At 68.4% G+C, this 1,983-nt stretch carries 2 protein-coding genes; both read right to left on the bottom strand.

Annotation, left to right across the window (positions count from 1 at the left end; translation table 11 throughout):
* Positions 1 to 1,542: diguanylate cyclase domain-containing protein (locus tag ACEN88_RS30280; protein ID WP_413345673.1), on the bottom strand; the 1,542-nt coding region annotated here is incomplete at its 3' end.
* A 134-nt stretch (positions 1,543 to 1,676) separates the two neighbouring features.
* Positions 1,677 to 1,983, bottom strand: a 307-nt coding sequence (locus ACEN88_RS30275) for a beta galactosidase jelly roll domain-containing protein (protein ID WP_413345671.1), incomplete at its 5' end; no start/stop codon positions are given.

Here is a 1,983-nt window from a genome sequence, read left to right as displayed (position 1 = left end):
GTCGCGGCCGAGCGCCAGCTGACGCTGGGCCGCGGCCAGCATCCGCGTCTCGAACACGGCGACGCCGTTGCGGCCGGCCGCCTTGGCGTGGTACATGGCCAGGTCCGCATCGCGCAGCAGGTCGGCCACGGACTGACCGGGGCGCGTGGGCAGCGCGACGCCGATGCTGGCCGTCGAATGGTAGCTCTGGTCGTCGATGACGACGTCGTCGGCCAGCGCGACGCGGATCTTGTCCGACACCGACAGCGCGGCGGCGGTGGCGGCGGCGGGATCGGTGCCGAGGCCGTCGAGCAGCACGACGAATTCGTCGCCGCCCAGACGGGCCACCGTGTCGCCCTTGCGCACGACGTGGGCCAGGCTCTTCGCCGTGTGCTTGAGCAGCGCGTCGCCCGTCGCATGGCCGCGCGCGTCGTTCACGTGCTTGAAGTTGTCCAGGTCGATGTACAGCACGGCGCCGAGCCCGCGGCCCCCGTTGGCCGATGCCACCATGGCGTCCAGGCGCTCCGTCATCAGGCGCCGGTTGGGCAGGCCCGTGAGGACGTCGTAGTACGCGAGGCGGTGGATCGCGTCGGCCGAATGGCGGCGTTCCGTGATGTCGCGGCCGACGACGACCCAGTGGCTGATCCGGCCCGCGTCGTCCGTGAACGGCATGAGTTCCATCTCGACCCAATAGGGGTCGCCGGACTTGGTGTAGTTGACCAGTTCCGCCGTCGCCGGCTGGCCGCTGCGCATGGTCTCCACGATGCGCTCGACGACGGCCGGATCCGTGCCCGGCCCGTGCAGCACGCGCATGCTGCGGCCGACGATGTCGGCGTCGCTGTAGCCGGTGCGGCGCTGGAACGCTTCGTTGCTGAAGATGATGGGCTGGTCGCGGTCCGGCGTGTCGACGGCGCGCGCGATCAGCACCATGTCGTTCAGGCGCGACAGCGCGGCCGACGTCAGGCGCAGTTCGGCGTTCACCGCCTGCAGCGCATCCTTTCCGCTCTCCAGCGATTTGGCGAAGCCGCGCACTTCGTCCAGCGAACGCGATAACCCCTTGAGCAAGGTGCTGCACGTGAGCGTCAGCAGCGCGCCCACGCACGTGAAGTTCAACGCGACGAGGAGCGCGACGATGATCGGGTCGTGGCCCATGTCCACCAGCGAGGACTGGAAGTGGCCGATACCGAGGATGAGGATGATGGCGCTGGCCGCGAGGGCCGTCAGCGCCGGACCGGTCCCGAGCAGGATCGCCGCCATCACGGGCGGCGCCATGAGGTAGTTCTGGCTGACCGGTCCCACCTTCAGCATCAGGCAGATGGCCACCATGTAGATGATGGCGAGGAAGTTCAGGACGCGGAAGGTGTACGGCAGGCGCTTCAGGCGCCACAGGGCGAACAGCCAGCCCAGCGCGGCGCCGTCCATCGCGGCCACGGTCCAGACGCCTTGACGCAGCACGACGACCACACTGGGAATCGCCGCGATGGTGCCCAGGACGAGCACTATCGACAACAGGCGCGAGAAGATCCGCGCGCGCCATTGTGCGATATCGTCAAACCCTAGCATCAAATTGTATCCTCGCGGCGCGGCCGGAAAGGTCCGGCCGATATTCTCGTGAGGCAACATTGTAAGGCCCGGACCGCTTACTGTCACGCGGGACACTATCAGGTGTTGCTGTCTTGTGACTGACAGTTCAACAACTACGGCCCGGCCCGACCCTTTACCGCGTCGCCGGACACCCCACCGTGAACGGCACGCAACACCTCGAGCCGCACCGGTTCCAGCGCATTGGCCGGGTCGCCGTCCGTCGTGACGGCGAGCGCGATCGTATTGTCGCCGTGCGGGTCGAGGATGCCCGGCGGGATCACGAACACCCGTTGCGGCCCGACGTGCGCGATGAACTGCCCGACATTCCAGCCGTTGACGAAGATGAGCGCGCGGTTCTCGCGCCCGGAGCGCGGCCGCGCGGGCACGACGTCCAGCTGGGCCTCGCGTTCGGCGACACCG

This window comes from Massilia sp. CT11-108, assembly GCF_047302915.1.
GTDB classification, from domain to species: Bacteria; Pseudomonadota; Gammaproteobacteria; order Burkholderiales; family Burkholderiaceae_D; genus Telluria; species Telluria orientalis.
The sequence above is the reverse complement of the archived record's forward strand: the minus strand, read 5'-3'. Positions and strand labels throughout refer to the sequence as shown.